The organism is Aeromicrobium sp., from assembly GCF_049586495.1.
GTDB lineage: Bacteria > Actinomycetota > Actinomycetes > Propionibacteriales > Nocardioidaceae > Aeromicrobium.
Genome location: NZ_JBAVCB010000100.1, coordinates 1 through 3,296, shown reverse-complemented (window position 1 = coordinate 3,296; position 3,296 = coordinate 1). Strand labels below are relative to the sequence as shown.

Genomic DNA, 3,296 nt, shown 5'->3' with positions numbered 1-3,296 from the left:
CTCCAAAACGCTGCTCCGCTGACGGTGTCCAACGACTCGAACTCTGCGGTTGGCCTCAACAACGTGGCCGCCGACGACCAGTCGGTGGCTGCGGGCATCGGTGGTACTGCTGCCGGACAGTCCGGAGGTGACGCTCAGGCAGGCAGCGCAGGGTCCCAGGTCGCCAACAACGGCAGCCTCAACGCCGGCCAGAACGGCGTCTTGGGTAACCAAGGCGTGGCAGGCAACGGGAACACCACGGTCTACGCCAACAACGGAGATGGCGCTGTGGTCAACGGTGGAGCCGCTGCACAGGGCGACGGAATCGTTGCCGGTGGGGACGTGTTCGGCGACGACGCCGAGCTGGACTACACCGATTCGTTCAACGAGGACACCAACATCACCCACGGTGAGCTGTCGCCGATCCTGTCGGCGTCGGACCACTCCGAGATCGAGGACGTCGAGATCGAGGTGGAGTTCGACGACTGAATCTGCGGTCGCACGACGGATCCCCCGGCCAGATTTTGGTCGGGGGATACGCCGTTCACCGCCAAGTTTGGATAACGTTTCCCTCATGACGGATCCCGAGCAGCCACGTCTTCGCTACGACAATCCCGAGCGCCCGGCCGTGATGAGTGCGCTGCCACCGCTACCGCAGATTCGTCGCCCGGTCATCGTCTGGCTGGTCCCGATTCTGACCTTCAGCTCCGTGCTGTCGTCCGTCCCCACCTTGGTGCTCACCTACCAAAAGCTCGACAAGGTTCGGGCCGGACTCGAAAAGCGGCTGGCGGACCTGCAACCGGACTACTCGACCGACGACGTACGAGTGGCAGTGCTCGTCGGCCTGATCATCATGGTCGGATTCAGCATCCTGTTCTCGCTGGCCGAGCTGCGTGCATCGGTCCGCCTGCTCGACAAGCGTCGCGGCGCACGGACAGCGTTGCTCTGGCTGACCCTCTTCCACGTGCCGCTGGTGGCGATCCTGGCGCAGATGCGTGATCTGGGCCCGTTCAGCCACAACGCCGCGTGGGTCCAAGCGGGTTGCCTCGTCCTGGCGGTGCTGATCGCCTACTGGTTCACGGTGGGAAAATGGCTCGCGGCCGTGACGAGACAGGGGCCCATTCCGTTGCGTCCCTCATTCGACCAGCGCTGAGGCGCTGAGTTCTGCAACGATCCACTCGCAGGTGCGCGCCGTCACGCGACACGCATCTGCAGTGTCAGGATTCAGCAACGGATTGGCCGCATAGGTGCGCCACTTCCACCAGGCGGCCAGAGCGTGCTGGCGCAAGTCGTCGGCAACACCCAGCCGGTCGCTGGCGTGGGTGCCCGAGCCGCCGAGCAAGCGCTCCATCTCAGCGCGATCCTGGCTGTTCACGGTGATGTTCGATGAATTCACGCGACCGAGCAGCTTCATCTCGCGGAACGGGTGAGGGTCGGCGAGCAGCTCATCGACCGTCGCAGCCAGGTGCTCTGCCGGCGGGGCAGGGTGGTCGATGAGCACCTGCTGCAGACCGATCAGCGCTGAGTGCGCCTTCAGCTGGGGATGGCGCCGGCGGCAGTGCACGTCGATGACGCGCTTCAAATCATCCAGACCGCTGTGCCGAACCAGCTCGTCGGCCAGCGTGGTCGCGTCGGACACTCCCATCTGGATGACCGCCAGGGCTAGGCGAATACCGAACGGTCCGAGCCGGTGGACCAAGTTCGTCCGGTCGCGCGCCGACGGAAGATCATCTGCGTCGGCGGACATGAATCGGTCCGTGGAGACCATGAGTGCTGAGAGGCGGTCGGCGGGCAGAGCGGCCAGTTTCTGTAGCTGAGCGAACTCAGACTGTCGGAGGGACTGCCCGGCCAGAGCCAGAAGGCCCGCCACCGGCACGACGGTCTCGCAGGCCGCCTTGAGGGTGGGGTCATCACGCAGGCGATCGACGGCCTTGTTGGCGACGGCCATGGCATTGAGCCGGCCCGCTCCCAGCTCGTCGGCTCGGGACAAGACGGCAATCGAGCCCAACGACGTCTCTCCACCGGACCGATCACCGAGTGTGCGGAGGAACTCGACGTCGTGTGTGTGCAGCGAGCGCAACAGGTAGACGAAGGCATCGGCCACCGTGACGCCCCCCTCGGGCGCGACGAACTCGATCGTGCGCTCACCGACCTCGGCCGACACCGATGCCATGCCGGGCGTGTCGATCAGGGTGAACTCCTCCAGCGGAGCCGCCGGCCAGGTGACATCGAGCCACTGGATCTCATGGGCATCCAGATCGCCGAGATCGAGCTCGAGACGTCCGTCCTGCCGACGCGTTCGAATCTGGATCTCACCGTGGGTGGAGTGTCGGGCCCGGACGGACGGCGCGTTGCCGTGCCGGTACCACGTGACGATGCGCGTGCACTCTCGGGCGTCGGTGGGGGCCAGCTGCTCGCCGAGCAGAGCATTCACCAGCGTCGATTTTCCGGCCTTGACCGTTCCCACCAGGGCGACGCGCAGCGGCTCATCGGCTCGACGACGCAGCGCGTCGATGCGGGCCGATGCCTCAGCGTCGTCGTGGTAGAGGGCGCTGGCCTGATGGAGCAGCCCGCGCACGTGCTCCAGCGAGATGAAGGTCATGACGCGTGCGGCCCAGAGGAGGCCGTCTGGGCTGAGGTGGCGAGCTCTCGCACCGTTTGCAGGTGCTCGGTGAGCGCCTGGGTCCGAGCGTCTCGATGCGCCGCCGGAGTTCCGGCCCCTCGCCGAGCCGACTCCACCGAGAGGTTCAGCGACTGGCGGAAGTCATCGGCTGCATCTTCGAACTCTGCGCGCATGAGTCGCTTCACCTCCGTCAAGCTGGTGCGGGTCTCCTTGACCACGTGAAAGATCGTCTCGTCGACCGCGCGCCGTATGGCGTTTCGCGCTTCGTTGCGGCGCCGCTCCAGCCGGTTGGCTCCTTCTTGACGCAAGGAGAAACCGCCCAGCACTGCGCCAGCCAGCACCGAGATCGGATTGATGAGCGCCATGCCGGCCAGCGTCGTGATGATTCCTGCCATCAAGATCCCGCTGTACGACCCACGCATGGCGCCGATCAATTTCTGCGACCCGGTCATGCGGCTCGTTCGGATGAAGTCGATCCCGGCCACCGGCTTCATCATGGTGCTGGTGTCGATCGAGGGAATTTGCGGAAGGCGAATCTCGCTCTCATGGCGAAAAGACTCCGCGACGTTCGTCGCCACGTGCTCGCAGCGCTCATAAGCCCACACGAAGCTGTCCGCTATCGCCTCGGCGAAGGCGTCCGCCAACCACTGGGTCATGGTTTCCCACGTGTCGGCAGGGTCGCTCTCGTCGACGA

The 3,296-nt window shown here is 65.4% G+C and carries 3 protein-coding genes and 1 pseudogene; 2 read left to right on the top strand and 2 right to left on the bottom strand.

Translation table 11 applies throughout. The features are described from left to right. Together WB508_RS05700 and WB508_RS05695 are read left to right on the top strand one after the other, a co-directional pair. Positions 1–468: hypothetical protein (locus WB508_RS05700; protein WP_423843915.1), on the top strand; the 468-nt coding region annotated here is incomplete at its 5' end. An 85-nt stretch (positions 469–553) separates the two neighbouring features. Further along, positions 554–1,132 carry a hypothetical protein gene (locus tag WB508_RS05695; RefSeq protein WP_423843914.1) on the top strand — a complete coding sequence of 193 codons (579 nt, stop codon included), beginning with the start codon at positions 554–556 and terminating at the stop codon, positions 1,130–1,132. Here WB508_RS05695 and WB508_RS05690 read toward each other — a convergent pair. Both WB508_RS05690 and WB508_RS05685 read right to left on the bottom strand, forming a co-directional pair. Then, on the bottom strand, positions 1,115–2,581 hold the full coding sequence (locus tag WB508_RS05690) for a dynamin family protein (protein ID WP_423843913.1): 1,467 nt from the start codon (positions 2,579–2,581) through the stop codon (positions 1,115–1,117). The two genes, WB508_RS05695 and WB508_RS05690, sit on opposite strands and share 18 nt — an antisense overlap. Beyond that, positions 2,578–3,296: pseudogene (locus WB508_RS05685) on the bottom strand (hypothetical protein); the annotation flags it as partial. The gene WB508_RS05690 and the pseudogene WB508_RS05685, both read right to left, overlap by 4 nt.